Source organism: Serratia sp. AR11 (assembly GCF_056376275.1).
In genome coordinates, this window is sequence record NZ_CM150739.1 from 1 (window position 1) to 24,125 (window position 24,125).

Annotated in this window: 23 protein-coding genes; 16 read left to right on the forward strand and 7 right to left on the reverse strand. The window is 55.3% G+C overall.

Going from position 1 to position 24,125, the window contains the following annotated elements; genetic code table 11:
- The 5 genes from dnaA (at position 1) to yidA (ending at position 7,123) form a co-directional block, all read left to right on the forward strand.
- Positions 1–1,392 (forward strand): chromosomal replication initiator protein DnaA, encoded by a 1,392-nt coding sequence (dnaA, locus tag ACSOSI_RS00005; protein WP_012004506.1) that lies wholly within the window; start codon positions 1–3, stop codon positions 1,390–1,392.
- Between the two features lie 4 nt (positions 1,393–1,396).
- Complete coding sequence (dnaN, locus tag ACSOSI_RS00010; RefSeq protein ID WP_012004507.1) at positions 1,397–2,497, forward strand: DNA polymerase III subunit beta; 1,101 nt, start codon at positions 1,397–1,399, stop codon at positions 2,495–2,497.
- 168 nt (positions 2,498–2,665) lie between these two features.
- On the forward strand, positions 2,666–3,751 hold the full coding sequence (recF, locus tag ACSOSI_RS00015; RefSeq protein ID WP_012004508.1) for a DNA replication/repair protein RecF: 1,086 nt from the start codon (positions 2,666–2,668) through the stop codon (positions 3,749–3,751).
- An 18-nt stretch (positions 3,752–3,769) separates the two neighbouring features.
- The gene (gyrB, locus tag ACSOSI_RS00020; protein ID WP_012004509.1) at positions 3,770–6,184 is read left to right on the forward strand and encodes a DNA topoisomerase (ATP-hydrolyzing) subunit B; all 2,415 of its coding nucleotides are present in this window, start codon (positions 3,770–3,772) and stop codon (positions 6,182–6,184) included.
- A gap of 123 nt (positions 6,185–6,307) precedes the next feature.
- On the forward strand, positions 6,308–7,123 hold the full coding sequence (yidA, locus tag ACSOSI_RS00025) for a sugar-phosphatase (RefSeq protein ID WP_476706361.1): 816 nt from the start codon (positions 6,308–6,310) through the stop codon (positions 7,121–7,123).
- A gap of 45 nt (positions 7,124–7,168) precedes the next feature.
- On the opposite strand, the gene ACSOSI_RS00030 is transcribed toward yidA, so the two are convergent.
- Genes ACSOSI_RS00030 through ACSOSI_RS00040 form a run of 3 tightly spaced genes read right to left on the reverse strand, consistent with a single transcriptional unit; the run spans position 7,169 to position 9,667 of the window.
- Complete coding sequence (locus ACSOSI_RS00030; protein ID WP_476706362.1) at positions 7,169–8,110, reverse strand: ornithine cyclodeaminase family protein; 942 nt, start codon at positions 8,108–8,110, stop codon at positions 7,169–7,171.
- Positions 8,097–9,065, reverse strand: a complete 969-nt coding sequence (locus tag ACSOSI_RS00035) for a threonine/serine dehydratase (RefSeq protein ID WP_476706363.1) — start codon at positions 9,063–9,065, stop codon at positions 8,097–8,099. The genes ACSOSI_RS00030 and ACSOSI_RS00035 overlap by 14 nt, the downstream gene beginning before the upstream one ends.
- A complete protein-coding gene (locus ACSOSI_RS00040; RefSeq protein WP_476706364.1) occupies positions 9,062–9,667 on the reverse strand; it encodes a helix-turn-helix transcriptional regulator in 606 nt (201 codons plus the stop codon). Before ACSOSI_RS00040 ends, ACSOSI_RS00035 begins: the two co-directional genes overlap by 4 nt.
- Before the next feature lie 274 nt (positions 9,668–9,941).
- On the opposite strand from ACSOSI_RS00040, the gene ACSOSI_RS00045 reads away from it, so the two are divergent.
- From ACSOSI_RS00045 to ACSOSI_RS00080, 8 genes are all read left to right on the forward strand, one after another.
- On the forward strand, positions 9,942–11,258 hold the full coding sequence (locus ACSOSI_RS00045; protein WP_476706365.1) for an MFS transporter: 1,317 nt from the start codon (positions 9,942–9,944) through the stop codon (positions 11,256–11,258).
- Positions 11,251–12,198 (forward strand): 2-hydroxyacid dehydrogenase, encoded by a 948-nt coding sequence (locus ACSOSI_RS00050; RefSeq protein ID WP_476706366.1) that lies wholly within the window; start codon positions 11,251–11,253, stop codon positions 12,196–12,198. Before ACSOSI_RS00045 ends, ACSOSI_RS00050 begins: the two co-directional genes overlap by 8 nt.
- Positions 12,199–12,441: 243 nt before the next feature.
- Complete coding sequence (locus ACSOSI_RS00055) at positions 12,442–13,140, forward strand: FadR/GntR family transcriptional regulator (protein ID WP_026142139.1); 699 nt, start codon at positions 12,442–12,444, stop codon at positions 13,138–13,140.
- Entirely contained in the window at positions 13,137–14,030 is an 894-nt protein-coding gene (locus tag ACSOSI_RS00060) for a 2-dehydro-3-deoxygalactonokinase (protein WP_476706367.1), read from the forward strand. Before ACSOSI_RS00055 ends, ACSOSI_RS00060 begins: the two co-directional genes overlap by 4 nt.
- Positions 14,014–14,631, forward strand: coding sequence for a 2-dehydro-3-deoxy-6-phosphogalactonate aldolase (locus tag ACSOSI_RS00065; RefSeq protein ID WP_261277904.1), 618 nt, complete (start codon positions 14,014–14,016; stop codon positions 14,629–14,631). Before ACSOSI_RS00060 ends, ACSOSI_RS00065 begins: the two co-directional genes overlap by 17 nt.
- Complete coding sequence (gene dgoD / locus ACSOSI_RS00070) at positions 14,628–15,776, forward strand: galactonate dehydratase (RefSeq protein ID WP_012004518.1); 1,149 nt, start codon at positions 14,628–14,630, stop codon at positions 15,774–15,776. Before ACSOSI_RS00065 ends, dgoD begins: the two co-directional genes overlap by 4 nt.
- Positions 15,777–15,994: 218 nt before the next feature.
- Positions 15,995–17,287, forward strand: a complete 1,293-nt coding sequence (locus tag ACSOSI_RS00075; RefSeq protein ID WP_259191373.1) for an MFS transporter — start codon at positions 15,995–15,997, stop codon at positions 17,285–17,287.
- Positions 17,288–17,333: 46 nt separating this feature from the next.
- On the forward strand, positions 17,334–18,614 hold the full coding sequence (locus tag ACSOSI_RS00080) for a YidR family protein (RefSeq protein ID WP_476706368.1): 1,281 nt from the start codon (positions 17,334–17,336) through the stop codon (positions 18,612–18,614).
- 33 nt (positions 18,615–18,647) lie between these two features.
- Here the strand turns inward: ACSOSI_RS00080 and ACSOSI_RS00085 are convergent, their stop codons facing one another.
- Positions 18,648–18,992 carry a YceK/YidQ family lipoprotein gene (locus ACSOSI_RS00085; RefSeq protein ID WP_012004521.1) on the reverse strand — a complete coding sequence of 115 codons (345 nt, stop codon included), beginning with the start codon at positions 18,990–18,992 and terminating at the stop codon, positions 18,648–18,650.
- A 304-nt stretch (positions 18,993–19,296) separates the two neighbouring features.
- On the opposite strand from ACSOSI_RS00085, the gene ibpA reads away from it, so the two are divergent.
- The 3 genes from ibpA to ACSOSI_RS00100 all read left to right on the forward strand — a co-directional run bounded on the left by ibpA (position 19,297) and on the right by ACSOSI_RS00100 (position 22,073).
- Positions 19,297–19,710, forward strand: a complete 414-nt coding sequence (gene ibpA / locus ACSOSI_RS00090) for a small heat shock chaperone IbpA (RefSeq protein WP_004950577.1) — start codon at positions 19,297–19,299, stop codon at positions 19,708–19,710.
- A gap of 108 nt (positions 19,711–19,818) precedes the next feature.
- The gene (ibpB, locus tag ACSOSI_RS00095) at positions 19,819–20,247 is read left to right on the forward strand and encodes a small heat shock chaperone IbpB (protein WP_012004522.1); all 429 of its coding nucleotides are present in this window, start codon (positions 19,819–19,821) and stop codon (positions 20,245–20,247) included.
- A gap of 167 nt (positions 20,248–20,414) precedes the next feature.
- Complete coding sequence (locus ACSOSI_RS00100) at positions 20,415–22,073, forward strand: putative transporter (protein ID WP_112363463.1); 1,659 nt, start codon at positions 20,415–20,417, stop codon at positions 22,071–22,073.
- A gap of 18 nt (positions 22,074–22,091) precedes the next feature.
- Here the strand turns inward: ACSOSI_RS00100 and ACSOSI_RS00105 are convergent, their stop codons facing one another.
- The 3 genes from ACSOSI_RS00105 to ACSOSI_RS00115 form a co-directional block, all read right to left on the reverse strand.
- Entirely contained in the window at positions 22,092–22,472 is a 381-nt protein-coding gene (locus ACSOSI_RS00105; RefSeq protein ID WP_012004524.1) for a type II toxin-antitoxin system VapC family toxin, read from the reverse strand.
- Positions 22,472–22,693 carry a ribbon-helix-helix domain-containing protein gene (locus ACSOSI_RS00110; protein WP_041418839.1) on the reverse strand — a complete coding sequence of 74 codons (222 nt, stop codon included), beginning with the start codon at positions 22,691–22,693 and terminating at the stop codon, positions 22,472–22,474. Before ACSOSI_RS00110 ends, ACSOSI_RS00105 begins: the two co-directional genes overlap by 1 nt.
- An 88-nt stretch (positions 22,694–22,781) precedes the next feature.
- On the reverse strand, positions 22,782–24,029 hold the full coding sequence (locus ACSOSI_RS00115) for a valine--pyruvate transaminase (RefSeq protein WP_041418423.1): 1,248 nt from the start codon (positions 24,027–24,029) through the stop codon (positions 22,782–22,784).
- Positions 24,030–24,125 lie beyond the last annotated feature (96 nt).

A 24,125-nucleotide genomic window follows, 5' to 3' on the forward strand; every position in this document is an offset into this window, starting at 1 on the left:
GTGTCACTTTCGCTTTGGCAGCAGTGTCTTGCCCGATTGCAGGATGAGTTACCTGCCACAGAATTTAGTATGTGGATACGCCCATTGCAGGCGGAACTGAGTGACAACACCCTGGCGCTTTATGCGCCCAATCGTTTTGTGCTGGATTGGGTTCGCGATAAATACTTAAACAATATCAATGGTCTGTTGAATGATTTCTGCGGTACGGATGCCCCATTGCTGCGTTTTGAAGTGGGCAGTAAGCCCCTCTCCCAAATCATCAGCCAGACCGTTACTGCCAGCGTCAGTGCACCCAGCGCGCCAATAGTGCGGGTTGCCGCGCCGTCCCGCCCAAGCTGGGACAACGCAGCGCCGCAGCCTGAACTTTCTTACCGCTCCAACGTTAACCCAAAGCACACCTTTGATAACTTTGTTGAGGGTAAATCCAACCAGTTGGCGCGCGCGGCGGCCCGTCAGGTGGCGGATAACCCGGGTGGTGCCTATAACCCGTTGTTCCTTTATGGCGGCACCGGCCTGGGTAAAACTCACCTGTTGCACGCGGTGGGTAACGGCATCATGGCACGCAAGGCCAACGCCAAAGTGGTCTATATGCACTCTGAACGCTTTGTGCAGGACATGGTCAAAGCCTTGCAGAACAATGCCATTGAAGAATTTAAGCGTTATTACCGTTCGGTCGATGCGCTGCTGATCGATGACATCCAATTTTTTGCCAATAAAGAGCGTTCGCAGGAAGAGTTCTTCCATACCTTTAACGCCCTGTTGGAAGGCAATCAGCAGATTATCCTGACCTCGGACCGTTATCCGAAAGAGATTAACGGCGTGGAAGATCGTCTGAAATCCCGCTTCGGTTGGGGGCTGACGGTCGCGATCGAACCGCCGGAGCTGGAAACCCGCGTAGCGATCCTGATGAAAAAGGCCGACGAGAATAATATCCGTCTGCCGGGCGAAGTGGCGTTCTTTATCGCCAAGCGCCTGCGTTCCAACGTGCGTGAGCTCGAAGGGGCGTTGAATCGCGTGATCGCCAACGCAAACTTTACCGGCCGTGCCATTACCATTGATTTCGTGCGTGAAGCGCTGCGCGATCTGCTGGCATTGCAGGAAAAGCTGGTCACCATCGATAATATTCAAAAGACGGTGGCGGAATACTATAAAATTAAAATCGCTGATTTGTTGTCCAAGCGGCGCTCGCGTTCCGTTGCCCGTCCCCGCCAAATGGCGATGGCGTTGGCAAAAGAGCTCACCAACCACAGCCTGCCAGAAATCGGCGATGCGTTTGGTGGCCGCGACCATACCACGGTGTTGCACGCCTGCCGGAAGATCGAGCAGTTGCGTGAGGAAAGTCACGACATCAAAGAAGATTTCTCCAATTTAATCAGAACATTATCTTCCTAGCGCTATGAAATTTATCGTTGAACGTGAGCATCTGCTAAAACCACTGCAACAGGTGAGCAGCCCGCTGGGCGGCCGCCCAACGCTGCCAATTCTGGGTAACCTGCTGTTGCAGGTGACGGAAGGCTGCCTGCTGTTGACCGGCACCGATCTGGAGATGGAGATGGTGGCACGCGTTGCCCTGTCCCAACCTCATGAAGCGGGCGCGACTACCGTCCCCGCGCGTAAATTATTTGATATCTGCCGTGGCTTGCCCGAAGGGGCCGAGATCACTGTGACGCTGGAAGGCGAGCGTATGCTGGTGCGTTCCGGCCGCAGTCGCTTCTCTCTTTCTACGTTGCCGGCGGTTGATTTCCCGAACCTGGACGACTGGCAGAGCGAAGTTGAATTTTCTCTGCCACAGGCGACCCTTAAGCGCCTGATCGAAGCCACGCAGTTCTCAATGGCTCATCAGGACGTGCGCTACTACTTAAACGGCATGCTGTTCGAAACCGAAGGTGAAGAACTGCGTACCGTGGCGACCGATGGTCACCGCCTGGCGGTGTGCTCGATGCCGATCGGTCAGCAATTGCCGTCGCATTCGGTGATCGTGCCGCGTAAAGGCGTGATGGAGCTGGTGCGTTTGCTGGACGGTGGCGATACGCTGCTGCAACTGCAAATCGGCAGTAACAACATTCGCGCCCACGTCGGTGACTTTATCTTCACCTCCAAGCTGGTTGATGGCCGTTTCCCTGACTATCGTCGCGTCTTGCCGAAGAACCCGGACAAAACGCTGGAAGCCGGCTGCGATCTGCTCAAGCAGGCGTTTGCTCGTGCGGCGATCTTGTCGAACGAGAAGTTCCGCGGCGTGCGGCTGTATGTCAGCCAAAACCAGCTTAAGATCACCGCCAACAACCCGGAACAGGAAGAGGCGGAAGAGATCCTCGATGTCAGCTACGACGGCACCGAGATGGAAATTGGTTTCAACGTCAGCTACGTGCTGGACGTATTGAACGCGCTCAAGTGTGAAGATGTGCGCCTGCTGCTGACCGACTCGGTTTCCAGCGTGCAGATCGAAGACGGTGCCAGTAAGTCTGCTGCTTACGTCGTCATGCCAATGCGGTTGTAGTTCATACCCGTCGTCTTTCAAGCTGCAGCGTTGTTGGCTGCACTAGCTTACCCCAGTTACTTACTTAAGTAAGCGCCTGGGGATAAGCTAGCTGGCCGCCTAGCCGCAACTTGAAATCCATAGGGTATATAAGGTTGAATAACTTACCGTCATGGGTAAAGAGATTGCATGGCTCTGACGCGTTTACTGATTAAAGATTTCCGTAATATAGAAGCTGCCGATTTGGCGCTGGCGCCGGGATTCAACTTCCTGGTGGGTGCCAATGGCAGCGGAAAAACCAGCGTGCTTGAGGCGGTGTATACCCTCGGACACGGGCGGGCGTTTCGCAGCCTGCAGGCCGGGCGGGTGATCCGCCACGACCAGCCGGAGTTTATTTTGCACGGCCGTATTGACGGCGCAGAGCGTGAAATTTCCGTAGGATTAAGCAAGAGCCGTCAGGGGGACAGCAAGGTACGCATCGATGGCAGCGACGGCCACAAAGTGGCTGAACTGGCGCAGTTATTGCCGATGCAACTGATTACCCCCGAAGGTTTTACCCTGCTAAACGGTGGGCCGAAATTCCGGCGTGCCTTCCTGGACTGGGGCTGTTTTCATAACGAACCCGGTTTTTTCACCGCCTGGAGCAACCTGAAACGGTTACTGAAGCAGCGCAATGCCGCGCTGCGCCAGGTCAGTCGCTATGCGCAGATCCGCGCCTGGGATCAGGAACTGATCCCCTTGGCCGAGCGTATCAGCGAGTGGCGGGCAGCTTACAGCGACGCGATTGCCGCGGATATTACCGCGACATGCGCGCAGTTTTTGCCCGAATTTGCCCTGAGTTTCTCTTTCCAGCGTGGCTGGGACAAAGAGAGCGACTACGGAGAGCTGCTGGAGCGCCAGTTTGAGCGTGACAGGGCGTTAACCTATACCGCGGTGGGGCCGCATAAGGCGGACTTCCGCATTCGTGCCGACGGCACGCCGGTAGAGGATTTGTTATCGCGCGGTCAGCTTAAACTGCTGATGTGCGCGTTGCGCTTAGCGCAGGGTGAGTTTCTCACCCGGCAGAGCGGGCGGCGTTGCCTGTATCTGATTGATGATTTTGCCTCCGAGCTGGACACCGGCCGTCGCCGGTTGCTGGCCGATCGCCTGAAAGCCACCCAGGCCCAGGTCTTTGTCAGTGCGGTAAGCGCTGAACAAGTGACCGATATGGCCGGTGAAAAGGGCAAGATGTTCCGCGTGGAACAAGGTAAAATAGAGGTTCAACCACAGGACTAAAATGAGCGAGAAACGTTGATGTCGAATTCTTATGACTCCTCAAGTATCAAGGTATTAAAAGGGCTGGACGCGGTGCGTAAGCGCCCGGGCATGTATATCGGCGACACCGATGATGGCACCGGTCTGCACCACATGGTATTCGAGGTTGTGGACAACGCTATCGACGAAGCACTCGCTGGCCACTGTAGTGACATCCAGGTGACCATCCATGCCGATAACTCCGTTTCGGTACAGGATGACGGCCGTGGTATCCCGACCGGTATTCACGAAGAGGAAGGGGTTTCTGCGGCGCAGGTGATCATGACCGTGCTGCATGCCGGCGGCAAATTTGATGACAACTCCTACAAGGTTTCCGGCGGTCTGCACGGCGTGGGTGTTTCTGTTGTTAACGCCTTGTCCGAGAAGCTGGAACTGGTTATCCGTCGCGAAGGCAAGGTGCACGAACAGACCTACGCCATGGGCGAGCCACAGGCGCCGCTGAAAGTGGTCGGTGAAACCGATCAGACCGGCACCACGGTGCGTTTCTGGCCGAGCTATGAAACCTTCACCAATAATGTCGAATTTGAGTACGATATTCTGGCCAAGCGCCTGCGCGAACTCTCATTCCTGAACTCGGGCGTGTCTATCCGCCTGAAAGACAAACGTACCGACAAAGAAGACCACTTCCACTACGAAGGCGGTATCAAGGCGTTTGTTGAGTACCTGAACAAGAACAAAACCCCGATCCATCCAAACGTGTTCTATTTCTCGACCATGAAAGACGACATCGGTGTGGAAGTGGCGCTGCAGTGGAACGACGGTTTCCAGGAAAATATCTACTGCTTCACCAACAACATCCCACAGCGTGATGGGGGTACCCACCTGGTCGGTTTCCGTACCGCGATGACCCGTACCCTGAACAGCTACATGGATAAAGAAGGCTACAGCAAAAAAGCCAAAATCAGCGCCACCGGTGACGATGCGCGTGAAGGCCTGATTGCCGTGGTTTCGGTGAAAGTGCCGGATCCGAAGTTCTCTTCTCAGACCAAAGACAAGCTGGTTTCTTCCGAGGTGAAAACCGCGGTTGAAACGCTGATGAATGAAAAGCTGGTCGATTATCTGATGGAAAACCCGGGCGACGCGAAAATCGTCGTCGGCAAAATCATCGATGCGGCGCGTGCTCGTGAAGCGGCGCGTAAAGCGCGTGAAATGACCCGTCGTAAAGGCGCATTGGATCTGGCCGGCCTGCCGGGCAAACTGGCAGACTGTCAGGAACGCGATCCGGCGCTGTCCGAACTGTACCTGGTGGAAGGGGACTCAGCGGGCGGCTCTGCCAAGCAGGGGCGTAACCGTAAGAACCAGGCAATCTTGCCGTTGAAAGGTAAAATCCTCAACGTTGAGAAAGCACGCTTCGACAAGATGCTGTCTTCGCAGGAAGTGGCGACGCTGATCACGGCACTGGGCTGCGGCATTGGCCGCGATGAGTACAACCCGGACAAACTGCGTTACCACAGCATCATTATCATGACCGATGCCGACGTCGATGGCTCGCACATCCGTACGCTGCTGTTGACCTTCTTCTACCGTCAGATGCCGGAAATCATTGAGCGCGGCCACGTGTTCATTGCTCAGCCGCCGCTGTACAAGGTGAAAAAAGGCAAGCAGGAACAGTACATCAAAGATGACGAAGCGATGGATCAGTACCAAATCTCTATCGCAATGGACGGCGCAACCCTGCACACCAACGCCAGCGCACCAGCACTTGCCGGTGAGCCATTGGAAAAACTGGTTGCCGAGCACTACAGCGTGCAGAAGCTGATCGGTCGTATGGAGCGCCGCTACCCGCGTGCACTGCTGAACAACCTGATTTACCAGCCAACTTTGGCAGAGGGCGATCTGAGCGATCAGGCCAAGGTTAAAACCTGGATTGATTCGCTGGTGAAACTGCTGAACGACAAAGAGCAGCATGGCAGCAGCTATGACTCGGTGATCTTTGAGAACCGTGAGCGCCAGATGTTTGAGCCGGTACTGCGCATCCGTACCCACGGTGTGGATACCGACTACGCGCTGGACTTCGACTTCATCCACGGCGGCGAATATCGCAAGATCTGCGTGCTGGGTGAGAAACTGCGCGGCCTGATCGAAGAAGATGCCTTCATCGAACGTGGTGAGCGTCGTCAACCCGTTGAAAGCTTCGAGCAGGCATTGGAGTGGCTGGTGAAAGAGTCACGCCGTGGGCTGGCAGTACAGCGTTATAAAGGTCTGGGTGAAATGAACCCAGAGCAGCTGTGGGAAACCACCATGGATCCGGAAAGCCGCCGCATGCTGCGCGTGACCGTGAAGGACGCCATTGCTGCTGACCAACTGTTCACCACCCTGATGGGTGATGCGGTTGAGCCTCGTCGTGCCTTTATCGAAGAAAATGCCCTGAAAGCGGCAAACATCGATATCTAACGCATTGATGGCTGTAAAAATCCGCGCCGGGCGACCCGCGCGGATTTTTTTACGCCTTTTTTGGCGCTGACATTACGGGCTGAAACGCGTTAGCATGGGGCAAAACCACTGGGAGAGGCTCGAATGGCTATTGAACTGATTGCGATTGATATGGACGGCACGCTGCTTAACCCGCAGCACCAGATTACGCCGGCGGTAAAGCAGGCGATCACCGAGGCACGCCGCAAAGGGGTGCATGTGGTGCTGGCCACCGGGCGGCCTTACGTCGGTGTGCAGGATTATCTGCGTCAGTTGGACATTCAGGGGCCCGGTGATTTCTGTATTACCTATAATGGCGCGCTGGTGTTGAAGGCGGTAGACGGCGCCTGCATCCTGCAGGAAACGCTGGGTTTTGAGGATTACCTGCACTTCGAGAAGATGGCTCGCGAGTTTGGCGTCCATTTCCAGGCGTTTGATTTCGATACCCTGTATACCCCGAACAAGGATATCGGCAAATACACCGTGCATGAGTCTGAGATGACCGGTATTCCGCTGAAATACCGCAGCGTGGAAGAGATGGATCCTTCGATTCGTTTCCCTAAAGTGATGATGATCGACGAGCCTGAGCTGTTGGATCGCGCCATCGCTCGCATCCCGGCAGAAACGCGGGAACGTTACACCATCCTGAAAAGCGCGCCTTATTACCTGGAAATCTTGCACCAGAAAGTGGATAAGGGGGCTGGGGTGAAAATGCTGGCCGATCATCTCGGTATTGCGCGTAAAAATGTGATGACGTTGGGCGATCAGGCCAACGACACGGCGATGATTGAGTATGCCGGGTTAGGCGTGGCGATGGGCAATGCTATCCCGGAACTGAAAGCGGTAGCGCAGTTTGTTACCAGCACCAATACCGAAGACGGTGTAGCCCGCGCCATCGAGAAGTTTGTGCTGAATGCTTGACGGTGATTCGATTTACAGGGGCGCAGTCGCGCCCCCAAAAACATTCTATATCCGTGCCAAAATACCCTTCACAATCTGTACGTCCTGAATCGCCAGCCCGGTCAGATCGGCCAGGGTGATTTGATGCGCGTCGCTGCGCACTTTTGTCCCCTGAGCCAATGCCGTACCCAATTCGACGATCGGCGTCGATTTAAGCAAACCCTGCCGGTAAGCAGTGGCGATCTCACCATAATCTGCACATTGTGCCAAAGCATCCACCAACAGCATATCCGCCCTGGCCACCAGATCGGCCGCCAGCTCTTGCTTGCCCTGGCTGTCAGCGCCGACGGCGGTGATGTGGGTGCCGGGTTGAATATCCGCCGCTTGCAAAATAGGTTCGCGGCTCGGGGTGGTGGTGACAATCAGCCGACAGTGCGCCGCCAGTTCTGCGGCATCCTGGGTGATATTCACCCGGAAACCTTCGGCTTCGACATCGCGCCGATAGGCTTGCAAGGTCTCTTCGTTACGGCCCCATACCCAAACCTCACGGCAGGCGGTCAGGGATTTTAGCTGTTGTAACTGCAGTCGGGCCTGCATGCCGCAGCCGACAATGCCAATCGCCGGGATCGATGCCGGAGCACAGAGTTCAGCGACAATACGCCCGGCCAGCGCGGTACGTAACGCAGTTAACCACCCCTCATCCAGTAACAATGCCTGGGGTTCACCGGTTTGCGCAGAGAAGGCCATCATCAGCCCCTGATTACTGGCCAACCCCTGCGCCGGATTACGGTAAAAGCCAGAGGAAACCTTGACGACAAATTGTTCGTCCCCTTCCAGCCAGGCCGATTTAATACAGCAGTCACCCGCTGCCTGTTCAAACAGGAAATGCTGCACCGGCGGCTGTTGTACCTGCCGTTGGGAATAGGCAATAAATCCTTTTTTGAGCAACAATGTGACGGCATCTGCATCGAACGCTTCAAGGATCTGCCGTTTATTAAGGATTTTCATCGGCGATTGCCTTAAGGTATTTCTCCAGCACAATGTTTTTCCCGCACAGTACCACCGCCACTTTTTTGCCCTGGAATTCCGGCGCCAGTTTGATGGCAGCGGCTAAGGCCACCCCGGCAGCACCTTCAATAATCCAGCGGTCGCTGGCGGCTATCTGACGCATGGCCTGTTTGATTTCCGCTTCGCTGACCAATACTTTGCGGTCAATCACCTGCTGACACAGCGGGAAGGTGATCGCACCCGGCTCAACGCCGCCGGCGGTGCCATCGGACAGCGTGTCCTGCTCTTCGACTGGATAAATATGACCGGCCTGCAGAGCACTGTACATGCTGGTGGAGTTTTCTGGCCAGCAGGCAATAATCTGCGTTTTCGGCGATAATTGCTGCAAAACGGTACCAATTCCTGAAATATAGCCACCACCACCGACGGCGATAAACACTGCATCCAAATCCGCTTGCTGCTCGACCAACTCCATACCGCAGGTGCCCTGACCGGCGATCACCTGCTCGTCGTTATAGGGAGAGACATACACCTTGCCCTGTTCCTGCGCCGCTTTTTCCCCCGCCTGTTCCGCTTTCAGGGCATCTCCCGGTACCGTCACCACTTCGCTGCCCAACGCGCGGATGGTTTCCAGTTTGATAGCTGCCGCTGTTTCCGGTGCATACACCGTCACGCTGACACCCGTCAGTTTGCCTGCCAGCGCCATCGCCTGGCCGTGATTACCGCTGGAAGCCGCGATCACCCCGCGTTGACGCTGCTCGTCACTTAACAACCGCAGTTTGTTGCTGGCACCTCGAAATTTGAAAGAGCCGGTAGGTTGCAGGTGATCGCATTTCAGATACAGCTCGCAACCCAACTGCTGTGACAGCAGTACGCTGCGTTCCAGCGGGGTCACGCGAACCTGCGGGCGCAATTGCTGATGGGCGGAAACAATCGCGTCAAATAGCTGACTCATACAGACTCCTTGATATTTTTCAGATAGTTGTAAACGGTAGCGCGGCCGATACCGAGGATTTTGGCGACGTAGCCGGCGGCGTTTTTTCCTTTGAAAGCCCCCTGGTGATAGAGCGCCTCCACCAGTGCCCGCTTGCCTGCACCGTTAAGGGTGCTGAGCGTCTGCTGGCGTTGTTGCAACCATTGGTGAATGAAGGTGTTGATGCGTTCCTGCCAGTCGTCCTGAAACAGCACGTCCGGTTGTGGTTGCAGAGCATTTCCGGCAAGGAAGACTTCCAGCGCGGCTTTGGCGCTTTCCAGCACGGTGATATCAAGATTGATGCACAACAGGCCAATGGGGGCAGCGTTATCGTCGCGCAATACCGCACTGATAGAACGCAGTTGGCTGCCATCCCAATTGCGCTTCAGATAGGGGCCGATCACCTGCAAGCCTTGGTCGCCCTGCAGCTCGCTCAGGTTGGAGTCTTCGCCCAGCTCACGCTGCGAGCGATTATTACTGATGTAAACCAGCTTCTGGCTGGCGAGATCATGAAGTGCCACCTCGGCGTAAGGGGCAAACAACAGCGTTATGGCATCGGCAATGGTGTGGTAGCGACTCAGCATGGTGATCTTTTAGTTAGATTTAAAAATCCAATTTAGAATTAATTTTCCAACATGTAAATCACTATGTTCTTCTGGCCGGTGTCTTTTTGTGATCCATCTTGTATTACAAGATGCGATTTCGTGTCTACAATGTGCGCTAGCCTATTAAACAACCAACCGATTTTTATATTCAACAACGAGTTTTTTCTGATGATGAGATGAAAACACCACTGGATGCGTGATTTGTCAGGAACAGATCGTGCAGAAATTAATGAATTGCTCTGGGGGATGAATTATGGATTCCAGTACTTATTCCACGACAATCAAAAGGATGAACCGGCGTATTATTCCATTTATTATGCTGCTTTATCTTATTGCATATATAGACAGATCAAATATTTCCATTGCTGCATTGCAGATGAATGCCGATTTGGCGCTTAGCGCCGAGATGTATGGTATTGCCGCAGGAATTTTCTATATTTCCTACATTATTTTTGAAGTCCCCAGCAACATATTATTGAGCCGTATCGGTGCCAAGATATGGATTGCGCGCATCATGGTCACCTGGGGCATCATCGCCGCCGGTATGAGCCTGGTGCAAACACCAACGCAACTCTATGTGATGCGTTTTTTACTCGGCGTGGCGGAGGCCGGGTTTACCCCTGGCATTATTTATTATCTTTCCTGTTGGTATCCGCGCAGTGACCGTGCGCGTGCCATGTCGATGTTTTACATCGGTGCAGCCCTGGCTTCGGTTATTGGCCTGCCGCTGTCCGGCAGCATCCTGAATATGCATGGTTTATTTGACATAGCAGGGTGGCGCTGGCTGTTCCTGCTGGAAGGTATCCCGGCGGTGTTGCTGGGCATCGTGACCTATTTTTACCTCGATGATGCGCCGCAACAGGCAAAATGGTTGGCGCCGCCGCAACGTCAGTGGCTGGTCAATAAAATGGCCGGTGAAATGGCGGAGACCGCTGGCGGACAATCACATCGCTGGAGCCAGGCGTTGACCAACCGGCGGGTTTGGGCGCTGAGCTTTATGTGGCTGTTGCAGGCGTTCGGCACCATAGGTATCACGCTATTTTTGCCTTTAATCGTCAAAGGCGTAGTCACGGAGCAAAGCTCCTTTGTTGTCAGTGTCCTTTCCGCCATTCCATTTTTCTTTGCCTGCATTTTCATGTACTTCAACGGCAGGCACTCCGATTTGACCGGTGAACGATCCCTGCATTTGGGGGGCCCGCTGATTGCCGCCGGTCTGCTGCTGCTGGCGGCGATTTATTGTCAAAATCTGGTGTTGGCCTACGGCATGCTAGTGCTTACCGTCGCGTTGAACTGGGCGATCACCCCTATTTTTTGGGCGGTAACCACCGAATCTATCGCCGGCGTGGCTGGTGCGGCGTCAATAGCCTTGATTAATGCGGTGGCCAATATTGCCGGCCTGGTCTTCCCACCGGTCATGGGGCGAATTAAAGATATTACCGGCAACTATGATATTGCGCTGATGGCCATTGCTGCGGCGTTGGTGGCTGGCGGCATTATCGGCCTGCGGCTTGGCAGGCCGCAATCAGCGGCCACAGGCGAGGTTGCACTGCAGGAGAACAACCATGGCTGAGACCATTTTGCAGGCCTCACCCTTGCCGCAAAGGTTGGTGGTGCAACTGCGTCAACATTTCCCATTGGTGGATCAGCGCGAATTGGCCCCTTTGGCGCTGGCGGCCCGAGCCGGCGAATTCACCGTCCTGCTGGTTGATGGCGAAACGGCGGTCAGTGCGGCACAAATTGCCGCTTTGCCGCAGTTAAAACTGATTGCCGTATTTGGCGTGGGTTATGAGCGGGTGGATGTGTTGGCCGCACGGGCTCAGGGTGTTCGGGTAACACATACGCCGGGGGTGTTGACCGATGACGTCGCCGATCTGGCGATTGGGTTGCTGCTGGCGACGGCCCGGCAGATTGGCGGCGCCCAACGTTTTATCGAGCGCGGTGACTGGCTGCAGGGCGGCTATCCCTGGACGCGCAAGGTTAGCGGCGCACGCCTGGGCATTCTTGGATTGGGAAGGATCGGGCGGGCGATAGCTCAGCGTGCAGCGGCCTTCAAAATGGACGTCAGTTATCATTCCCGCCAACAATATGACGATTTTACCGGGCGTTTTTTTGCGACCCCTCTGGCACTGGCCGAGCACTGCGACTTTTTATTGGTGTGCACCAACGGAGGGGTGGCGACGCGGGCGCTGGTGGATGCACAGGTGTTAGCAGCATTGGGCGCTAACGGCATCTTAATCAACATTGCGCGGGGTTCGGTGGTGGATGAAGCGGCATTAGTAAAGGCGATTGACCAAGGGGTAATTGCCGGTGCTGGTCTGGATGTTTTTGAATGCGAACCGCAGGTTCCCGCCGGGTTGATGGGGCGGGACAATGTGGTACTAACGCCGCATATGGCCAGTGCGACCCACAGCACGCGGTGGATGATGGCCGATCTGGTGTTCGACAACATAGCCGCTTATTTTTCCGGTCGGGCTTTGCCAACGCCGGTAACGGAAAGCCCCAACCCGTAGTGGCATTGCCTCTGTTTCCAGCCTGTTTATCGCCCAACAACGGTGGTCTGTTTTGATACGTCACGCAAACTTGTTGTCTGTTTTGTGATCTTGATTGTAGTACAACAAAACATATAGGTACTACAATGAGGTGGTGGTTGTTTAGGGAAGTTATCAAGATTGTGCTGCAACCGCAGGACGCCAATGGGAGACGCGGGTAAAGTAAATCCGTTATCACAGCATGGCGAACGCCACGGAGAAATCATGAACAAGCAGCAGATCGGTAAAACCGACCGCATCATTATCGAGATGGGCCAGCAGATCGTCGGCGGTAAGTATATTCCGGGGGCGGCATTACCCGCAGAAACGGAACTGTGTGAAGAGTTTGAAACTTCGCGCAATATCATCCGCGAAGTCTTGCGTGCGCTGATGTCCAAGCGGTTGGTGGAGGTGAAGCGCTATCGTGGCGCATTCGTAACGCTACGCAGCCAGTGGAATTATCTGGATACCGACGTCCTGAACTGGGTGCTGGCGCAGGATTATGATCCACGGCTGATCGCCTCGATGAGTGAGGTTCGTAACCTGGTGGAGCCAACGATTGCTCGCTGGGCGGCGGAGCGAGCTACCTCCAGCGAACTTGCGGTGATCGAAGCGGCGCTGAACGACATGAAAATCCATCACCAGGATCGCGAACGTTTTAATGAGGCCGACATCCGCTATCACGAAGCGGTGCTGGCGGCGGTACACAACCCGGTTTTGCAACAGCTTAGCGTGGCGATTAGCTCGCTGCAGCGCGCGGTGTTTGAGCGCACCTACATGTCGGATGAGAACAATATGCCGCGTACCTTGCGCGAGCATCAGGAATTGTATGACGCGATCCGTCATCAGGATCCTGATGCCGCAGAGCAGGCGGCACTGGCGATGATCGCCAGCTCAACCAAACGCCTAAAGGACATAACATGAGTGACAGCTTTATCGCGATTGACTGGGGTTCCACCAACCTGCGCGCCTGGCGTTACGAACAGGGCGTTTGTGTCGATAGCCTGCAGTCGCAGGCCGGTGTTACCCGCCTTGATGGCCGCACGCCACAGCAGGTTTTCAGCGAGCTGATGGCGCGGTGGGCTGAGCCACTGCCGGTGGTGATGGCCGGGATGGTCGGCAGCAATGCCGGCTGGCTGCAGGTGCCTTATCTGCATTGCCCAACCCGCCTGACCGAAGTTGCCCAACAGTTAACGGCGGTAGAGCAGGCTTTACCTTACCGGGCCTGGATTATTCCGGGCATCTGCATCGAACGTGAAGATAACTGCAACGTCATGCGCGGTGAAGAAACCCAGTTGATTGGCGCCTATGCCGAACAGCCGGCGGCGGTTTATATCATGCCCGGTACCCACAGCAAATGGGTGCGCATGGAGGGCGACAGCCTGGCGGATTTCCGCACGGTGATGACAGGCGAATTGCATCATTTGCTGCTCAGCCATTCGTTGATCGGCGTGGGGCTAAGTGAACAACGGCCTAATCCACAGGCGTTTATCAACGGATTGGAAGTCGGCATGAATGAAAGCCACATCGTGCGACGTTTATTTGAAACCCGCGCCGCTCACGTGCTTGGCAAACTGGAAAAAAGCGCCGTCAGTGACTGGCTTTCCGGCTTGTTGATCGGCAACGAGGTGGCGCAGATGCAGCGTGAATACCCGCTGCCGCCTGATGCTGCATTAACGGTGATCGGCAACCCGCAGCTTGGCGAGCGTTATGCCCAGGCACTGACTATGGCCGGGATACGCCACCAGATCCTGGACGGCGATCGGGCTTTCCAATCGGGAATAAGGAGCATTGTGCATGAGCTGGAATACTGAACTGCCGCTGATCGCCATCCTGCGCGGCATTACGCCGCAAGAGGTGGCTGATCACGTACAAACCTTGCTGGAGGCGGGGTTCGATGCGATTGAAATACCGATGAACTCGCCGGACTGGCAGCAAAGCATCGGTGATACGGTGAATAAATTCGGCGATCGCGCCCTGATCGGTGCCGGCACCGTGCTGCAACCTGCGCAGGTGGAAGAGTTGGCCGCGCTGGGTGGTCAACTGGTGGTGACCCCCAATACCCAACCGGCGGTGATCCGCAGGGCCGTGGCGCTGGGCATGACGGTTTGCGCCGGTTGCGCCACCGCGTCAGAAGCATTCAACGCACTGGAGGCCGGGGCTCAGGCATTGAAGATTTTCCCCTCGGTCTCCTTTGGCCCGGACTATATCAAGGCGCTGAAAGCGGTGCTGCCGCCTCAGATCCCTGTTTTTGCCGTCGGCGGCATCACGCCGGAAAACTTGCATCTGTATCTGGCCGCAGGCTGTGTGGGTGCCGGGTTGGGGGGCGATCTCTATCGCGCCGGCCAATCGGTGGAACGCACCGCTCAGCAGGCTGCCGCTTTCGTTCGGGCCTATAAGGAAGCCACTCAATGAAAATAACCAAAATGACCACCTATCGGCTACCGCCGCGCTGGATGTTCCTGAAGATTGAAACCGATGAAGGCATCGTCGGTTGGGGTGAACCGGTGATTGAAGGGCGCGCACGCAGCGTGGAGGCGGCGGTGCACGAGCTGTCGGAATATGTGGTCGGCCAGGATCCGGCGCGGATTAACGATATCTGGCAAACCCTCTACCGCGGCGGTTTCTATCGCGGCGGCCCGATCCTGATGAGTGCGATCGCCGGTATTGATCAGGCGCTGTGGGATATCAAAGGCAAGGCGCTGGGCGTACCGGTTTATCAGCTGTTGGGCGGATTGGTGCGTGACAAAATCAAGGCGTATAGCTGGGTGGGCGGCGATCGTCCTTCTGACGTGATTGCCGGCATCAACAAGCTGACGGAAATCGGCTTCGATACCTTTAAGCTGAACGGTTGTGAAGAGATGGGCATTATCGACAGTGCGCGCAAGGTGGATGCTGCGGTGGCGGTGGTGGCGCAGATCCGCGAAGCCTTTGGTAACCGTATCGAGTTCGGTCTGGATTTCCATGGTCGTGTCGATGCGCCGATGGCAAAAATCCTGATCAAAGAGCTGGAGCCGTACCGTCCGCTGTTTATTGAAGAGCCGGTGCTGGCGGAACAGGCAGAGTACTATCCGCGCCTGGCGGCGCAGACGCATATCCCGATTGCCGCCGGTGAACGTATGTATTCACGTTTTGATTTCAAACGGGTGCTGGCCGATGGCGGCCTGGCGATTATTCAGCCTGACCTGTCTCATGCCGGTGGCATCACCGAATGCTTCAAGATTGCCGCCATGGCGGAGACCTATGATGTGGCGCTGGCTCCGCATTGCCCACTGGGGCCGATTGCGCTGGCTGCTTGTCTGCATGTGGACTTTGTGGCGCGTAACGCGGTGTTCCAGGAGCAGAGCATGGGCATTCACTACAATCAGGGGGCCGAACTGCTGGACTACGTAGTGAATAAAGACGATTTCAAAATGACCGACGGCCACTTCTACCCACTGACTAAACCGGGCCTCGGGGTGGAAATTAACGAAGAGCTGGTGATCGAGCGCAGTAAACAGGCGACGGACTGGCGTAATCCCGTGTGGCGCTATCCGGACGGCGCAGTTGCCGAGTGGTAATTAGCCGTCATCTTTCAAACCGCAGCGTTATTACCTGCACGCACTGACCCCAGTCATGGATTGACGATTTACAGGGTAATAACCGATAGCGTTAAGGCTAAATAAAGTAGTCCTAAATTAAAAACACCATCAATTGAATTAAATAATTCTGTTAACCCGGAAGGGGATCCCCTACTTCTCTTCCGTCTTAAAATCCGAAAAATAACGGAATAAAAATAATGGAAATAACCTTAACCTCAGCACCAAAAAGTAAACGCCGCTATTTAACGTTATTCATGATATTTGTCACCGTGGTGATCTGCTATGTCGACCGTGCCAATCTGGCGGTGGCTTCGGCGCATATTCAGCAGGAGTTCGGCATCAGTAAGGCGCAGATGGGCTATATTTTCTCTGCTTTTGCCTGGACCTATACCCTGTGTCAGATCCCTGGCGGTTGGTTTCTGGATCGCGTCGGCTCAAAACTGACCTATTTTATTGCCATTATGGGCTGGTCAATTGCGACGTTGCTGCAGGGGTTCGCCAGTGGTCTGGTATCACTGATTGGCCTGCGTGCGGTGACCGGGTTGTTTGAAGCGCCGGCATTTCCCACCAATAATCGCATCGTCACCAGTTGGTTCCCCGAGCAGGAGCGGGCTTCGGCGGTGGGGTTCTATACTTCCGGTCAGTTTGTCGGGCTGGCGTTTTTGACGCCGCTGTTGATCTGGGTACAAGAGATCCTCAGTTGGCACTGGGTGTTCATCATCACTGGCGGTGTCGGCATCGTCTGGGCGTTGGTGTGGCAGCGTGTTTATCAGTCACCGCGCAACAGCAAAGGGGTGAACGACGCCGAGCTGAAATATATTCAGGACGGTGGCGGCATGGTGGATGGCGACGTCGCGTCGGAAAAGAAAAGCCGCGTGGCGCTCACCGCTGCCGACTGGAAACTGGTGTTTCACCGCAAGCTGGTGGGGGTGTATCTCGGCCAGTTCGCTATTACCTCAACGCTGTGGTTCTTCCTCACCTGGTTCCCGAATTATCTGACGCAGGAAAAGCACATTGCCGCACTGACCGCCGGTTTTATGACCACGGTGCCCTTCCTGGCGGCGTTCTGCGGCGTGTTGTTATCCGGTTTTGTTGCCGATCGCTTGCTACGCAGCGGCCGTTCCATCGGTTTTGCGCGTAAAACACCGATTATCTGTGGGTTGCTGCTCTCTACCTGCATCATGGGGGCCAATTACACCAACGATCCGCTGTGGATTATGGTGCTGATGGCGCTGGCATTCTTTGGCAACGGTTTCGCCTCCATTACCTGGTCGCTGGTATCATCGCTGGCACCGACCCGGTTGATTGGCTTGACCGGTGGGGTGTTTAACTTTGTCGGCGGGCTGGGGGGGATCACAGTACCCTTGGTGGTCGGTTATCTGGCGCAGGATTATGGTTTTGCTCCCTCACTGATTTATATCGCCGTGGTGGCACTACTCGGCGCGTTGTCGTATCTGTTGTTGGTGGGTGATGTGAAACGCGTTGGCTGATCCGGTAAGATGGCGGCTCAGTGCCAGCATGCGCAGGGGAGCCGCCATGAGCCATCGGGAAAAACAGCTGACTTTTGATCCACGTGGGCATCAGTTAACCAATATTAACGTCTGGACGCCGGACAGCCAGTGGCTGGCTTACGACGTACGCCCGAGCGGCGCCTCTTTCACCGGCCTGAGTATTGAACGGGTGAACGTCGACAGCGGCGTGGTGGAGGTGGTGTACCGTGCCCAGCACGGTGCTCATGTGGGCGTGGTGACCGTCAGCCCGGACGCACCGGCCCGGTATGCTTTTATCCACGGCCCGGAGCACCCAGATAGCGTTTGGCATTATGATTTTCACCATCGTCGCGGGGTGATTGTCAGTGAACCGGATCGCGAACTGGCCATTACCCTCGATGCGATGGACATCACCGCGCCCTATACTCCCGGCGCACTGCGCGGCGGCACTCACGTGCACGTTTTTAGTCCGGACGGCAGTCGCCTGAGCTTTACCTATAATGACCATGTGATGCATGAGCTGGACCCGGCGCTGGATCTGCGCAACGTGGGCGTAGCCGTGCCATTACAGGGCGTGAACCCTCCCAAGCAGCATCCGCGTGAATATGACGGCAGCCATTACTGCGTATTGGTCAGCGAGACCACGCCACAACCGCAGCCGGGCAGTGACCAAATTAATCGCGCTTATGAAGAGGGCTGGGTTGGCCAAGGCGGTTATACCCGGCCTGATGGGCGGCAACAGCGCTGGGCGCTGGCGTTTATCGGCGATACGATTTCCAGCAGCGGTGAAAAGCTGCCTGAGGTGTTTATCGTTGATCTGCCGCAGGATGATGCCGATTACGCCAAAGCCGGTGCCCGGCCGTTGCAAGGTACCCCGACCCAAATACCTGCCCCCCCGCTGGGGGTACGCCAACGTCGGCTGACCTTTACTGGCCGGCGACGTTTCCCTGGTGTGGCGACCACTCCCCGCCACTGGCTGCGTAGTTCACCCGACGGCAGTATGATTGCCTGCCTGATGAAGGATGACGCGGGCGTGGTACAGCTGTGGGTGGTCTCACCCAACGGCGGTGACCCGCGTCAGGTCACGCAGGGTGAACAGGGGATTCAATCGGCGTTCAGTTGGCATCCGCAGGGCGGTCGTATCGCGCTGGTGTGTGATAACAGCCTGATGTTATGTGAGGTAGCCAGCGGGCGGATGCAGCGTTTGACGCAGCGTACTGCGATACCGCCATCGGGTGATGCGGTGGTGTTCTCTCCGGACGGCAGTAAAGTGGCGTTTATGCGTGAGATCGACGGGTTCAGCCAGATTTTTGTGGCCGAGGTATGAGCAACGGCGGGCGAACAGCCCGCATCAGGTTTTTTACTGTGGGGTGGCAGCCGCCGCATGGGCTGGATCGCCGCTGGCAGCCAGATTCTGCTCTTCGCCACGCAAGATGCGCGCTCTCGGCGAGTCTGCGGTACCGTCACTGCCGGAGCGCATATAGTCGTAAGGCAGTAACACCGTGTCCATCACCGCCGAGAATGGCAGATCCAGCGCCACCAGTGGCATCATTGCCCAACTGGTATTGTCGTCCCTCAGCACGTTCATGCTGGCACGGGTACCCGGATAGTAGCCCTGATTCGGGCCGGTGTGACTCATTACGCTGGAGCAGCCGTTGGTCGCTAACAGCATGCAACTGGTTGCTATGACTCTTATCGTTTTCATTATTCCATCCTGCAGGGTGCTGTTCCCCAAAATCTGCTGATCTATAACATCTTGTGGATGTTTTAAAAGGAGCAAGAGCCCGCTCTGTGGCGGCCGTCTCAGTTTATTGTAAGGGATAAAAAAACTTTCGCTGCACTGATTATCATTTTTTTGATCATCGCCGGTTGAAATGGTGAAAGTCACCCCCATTTTCTTATCAGAAGCAAATTAAGAATTCGCCGTAAGGGAATTCTGATTATTTAGCCTGTCCATGATGGAAGGCTTAATTATTAAACCTCGCTGAAGTGCCTTAGGAGGCTGTTTTATGCGTAATTTCGATCTTTCTCCACTCTACCGTTCTGCAATTGGCTTTGACCGTTTGTTTAATGCGTTGGAGGCAGGCCAGAGTCAGGGTAATGGCGGCTATCCTCCTTATAACGTTGAGCTGGTGGATGAAAATCATTACCGCATCGCGATCGCGGTGGCAGGATTCGCCGAGCAAGAGCTCGAGATTACCACCCAGGATAACCTGTTGATTGTACGTGGCGCTCATAATAATGAGCCGGCGGAAAGAACCTACTTATATCAAGGTATTGCCGAACGTAACTTTGAACGTAAATTCCAGTTGGCCGAGCATATCCAAATTAAAGGCGCCAAACTGGAAAACGGCCTGTTGTATATCGATATGGAACGCATCGTGCCGGAAACATTAAAACCGCGCCGGATAGAAATTAAGTAATTCTTATTTCATCGGCGGAATGAACCGCCGGTGCAATGAATGTTAGTTAACTGCCTGCCGTCAGGGGGCGATTAAACCTTATCTCGCTTCATAGAAGGAGTTAATACTATGCGCAATTACGACTTATCCCCACTACTGCGTCAGTGGATCGGCTTTGACAAATTGGCCAGTTCAATGGGTGGCCAGGAGCCGCAAGGGTTCCCGCCATACAACATCGAGAAAAGCGACGATAACCACTACCGCATTTCTCTGGCGCTGGCCGGCTTCAAACAAAGCGAACTGGATATTGAAGTCGAAGGCCCACGCCTGACCGTGCGCGGTAAGCCGACACCGTCGGAAAAACAGGTGGAATATCTGCATCAGGGGTTGGTGTGCAAAGAGTTCGCACTGACCTTCACGCTGGCTGAGCATTTGCAGGTTTCCGAGGCCCAGTTTGAAAATGGCCTGCTGCATATCGATCTGGTGCGTCAGGTACCGGAAGCCCTGCAGCCACAGCGGATCGCCATCGGCACTACGCCAGGGCTGGAAGCCAAATAACCGACTGAGAAACAGTTAAATTTTCAGGGGGAAGTCCTAACGGGCTTCCCCCTTTGCTTTCTGTGGCGCAAGCCACAGTCACCCTTTTCCGCCTGTGCCAAAATCCCTGTTAATTGTGAGTCTTTAACCGCAAACCGGTTGTTAAACTTTTGGCAAGGATGTGAGCTATGAGCGAAATCGCCCTGACCGTCAGCATGTTGGCGTTGGTGGCCGTTCTCGGGCTGTGGATGGGTAACTGGAAGATCTACGGGGTGGGTCTGGGCATCGGTGGGGTGCTGTTCGGCGGCATTATCGTTGGGCATTTCGCCCAGAGCTGGCAGCTCAATCTTAATGGCGACATGCTGCATTTCATCCAGGAATTCGGCCTGATCCTGTTCGTGTACACCATTGGTATTCAGGTCGGTCCGGGATTTTTCTCCTCCTTGCGGGTGTCCGGGCTACGGCTCAACGGCTTCGCCATTTTACTGGTGCTGGTCGGTGGGTTGGTCGCGGCGGTGGTTCACAAGCTGTTTGCCGTGCCGTTGCCGATTATTCTTGGCGTGTTCTCCGGGGCGGTCACCAATACTCCGGCGCTCGGCGCTGGGCAGCAAATCCTTACCGATTTGGGTTCAGATCCGGCACTGGTTGATCGCATGGGTATGGGTTACGCCATGGCCTATCCGTTTGGCATCTGTGGCATTTTATTGGTGATGTGGCTGATACGCCTGTTTTTCCGCATTAATATCGAGCAAGAGGCGCAGGCGTTTGAAAGCAGCCTGGGCAACCAGCGCGAACTGCTGCATACCATGAACGTGGCGGTGCGTAACCCGAATCTGCAGGGGATGGCTATCAAAAATGTACCACTGCTGAACGGCGAGGATATCATCTGTTCTCGCCTGAAACGCGGCGATTTGCTGATGGTGCCGGCACCGCTTGAAAAGTTGGAACTGGGCGATTATCTGCATCTGGTGGGCAAGCGCGAAAGCCTGGAAAATGCCCGGCTGGTGATTGGCGAAGAGGTCGACGTCTCGCTGTCAACGCGCGGTACAGAGCTGCAGGTGGTGAGAGCAGTGGTGACCAATGAGAAGGTGCTGGGCAGTAAAATCCGCGATCTGAACCTGAAGCAGAAATACGACGTGGTGATCTCGCGACTCAACCGTTCCGGGGTCGAGCTGGTGGCCGGCAGCAATGTGACGCTGCAATTTGGTGACATCCTCAACTTGGTGGGGCGGCCCGAATCTATCGAGGCGGTGGCGGCGATTGTCGGCAACGCCCAACAGAAGTTGCAGCAGGTGCAAATGCTACCGGTGTTTATCGGAATCGGCCTCGGCGTGCTGTTGGGATCCATCCCGCTGTTTATACCGGGTTTCCCAGCGGCATTGCGTCTGGGGCTGGCCGGTGGCCCACTGGTGGCGGCGCTGATCCTTGGGCGTATCGGCAGCATCGGCAAGCTGTACTGGTTTATGCCGCCCAGTGCCAATCTGGCGTTGCGTGAACTGGGGATCGTGCTGTTTCTGGCGGTGGTCGGGTTGAAGTCGGGCGGTAACTTTGTCGATACGCTGATTAATGGCGAAGGGCTGGCATGGATTGGCTATGGCGCGCTGATTACTGCGATCCCTCTGTTTAGCGTGGGCGTACTGGCGCGGATGGTGGGCAAGATGAACTACCTGACGCTGTCTGGCATGCTGGCAGGGTCAATGACCGATCCGCCGGCGTTGGCCTTCGCTAACGGCCTGCACCCGACCAGCGGTGCCGCCGCGCTGTCTTACGCCACGGTTTATCCTTTGGCGATGTTCCTGCGCATCATGTCGCCACAGTTGCTGGCGGTCTTGTTCTGGGCGATGTAAGACTCTGGCAATAGTGCGTCAAAGTTGATACGGCATCAGCACACCGTTACTGGTGCCGAAGTCTTTGGGATTGCGAGAAATTAGCGTTCTGAAACCAATTTGCGCCGTAGCCCAGATAATGGCATCGGGTAGTTTTATTCCTCGTGAGTGACGTAGTTCAACTGCTCGCTCCGCAACCTCATCGGTGATTGGCAGCAACAAGAATTGCCCTAAAAATTGGCGGGTTTTAAGTTCGAGCGCTGACGATTGTTTTTTTGCTCCAACCATGACCTCCATCCAGGTAATGGCGCTGATTGCCGGGTGGGCATGGTATTCGGTGAGTACCTCCCTGGCCTGCGGAATGCCATTGAGATAATCGATCAGGATATTGGTATCAAATAGCACCAGTTGAGCGGTCATTAATCCCACTCCTCGCGGAGCTGATTCTCATAATCGACGCCGTCACCCAATACACCCGACCATAATCCGAAAGCATTACTTGGGTCATCCACCCGGTTTACCACCAGATAACGAGAGACTGCCTGCCGGATGATCTCAGCTCGAGGGACATGACGAATGTTCTTCAGATTGTCGAGTTGCCGCAGGTCTTCTTCAGGTAAATCAATCACTATGCGGGCCATAATTAACCTTCTGAGAAAAAAGATATACGATATACGTATCATATATCTTTTTTGGTTAATTTTCAATCAATCGGGCAAGGCAGGATCATTATTCCTGGTGCGCGCGTTCGATCTCTTCCGCCAGGATTGCCACGCCACGCTCAATCTTCTCCGGATCCGGCACGTAGTTCATCCGCATGCACTGATGAGTATGCGGCCATTCATGCTCCAGCCCAGGGAAGAAATAGTGGCCGGGTACCATCAGCACGCCACGTTTTTTCAGGCGCTGGTACAGCAATTCAGTGGTAATCGGCAGGTCCTTGAACCACAGCCAGAGGAAAATTGCCCCTTCCGGTTTATGGATCAGGCAGCGTTCTGGTGACAGGTAGCGGCGAATGATCTCGATAGTGTGCTCGACGCGCTGTTTGTAGAACGGACGGATCACTTCGTTGGACAGGCGCAGCAGATCGCCGCGTTCAATCATTTCCGTTGCCATCGCCGGCCCCATGCTGCCCGGTGACAGGCTAATGATGCCGTTCATGTTGGTCAGGGCGCTGATAGTCTTTTCATCGGCAATCACAATGCCGCAGCGCGAACCGGGCAGGCCGAGTTTCGACAGGCTCATGCACAGAATGATGTTCGGGTTCCACAGCGGCGTTGCGTCGCTGAAGATAATGCCGGGGAAGGGCACGCCATAGGCGTTATCGATCACCAGCGGAATATTGCGCTGCTGCGCCAACCGGTCGAGCTTCATCAGCTCTTCGTCGGTGATCACGTTGCCGGTCGGATTGGTCGGGCGTGATACGCAGATCATGCCGATATCATCGCCGATGTTCAGGTGTTCGAAATCAACGTGATACTTGAACTGGCCTTCTGGCAGCAATTCGATGTTGGGTTTGGCCGAGACAAACAGCCCTTCATCCAACCCGGCATCGGCATAGCCGATATATTCCGGCGCCAGCGGGAACAGCACGCGGCGGCGGCTGCCGTCGGCATAGCGGCCGGCAAACAGGTTAAACAAGTAGAAAAACGCGCTCTGACTGCCATTTGTCAGTGCAATATTCTGTGGAGAGATCTGCCAGCCCAGCTCGTCGCGCAGCAATTTGGCCAGTGCTTTCAGCAGGGCGTCTTTGCCCTGCGGGCCGTCATAGTTACACAGCGCCTCGGTCAGTTTGCCCTGGTCGAGCATGTCCTGACACAGCTGTTTGAAGTAGCTTTCCATCTCTGGAATTTGCGCCGGATTACCGCCGCCGAGCATGATGGCACCGGGGGTGCGCAGGCCTTCGTTCAGGTCATCCATTAAACGGGTAATGCCCGCGTAACGGGTAAATTTGTCGCCGAAAAGTGAAAAAGTCATAGGTGCAGCTGTATTATTTTTAGCAGGTAATTCCCCACCATACCGCCTGTCAATTTCCGACGCAATGCGGTTCATAAAACAGCCACCGGGAGTAAA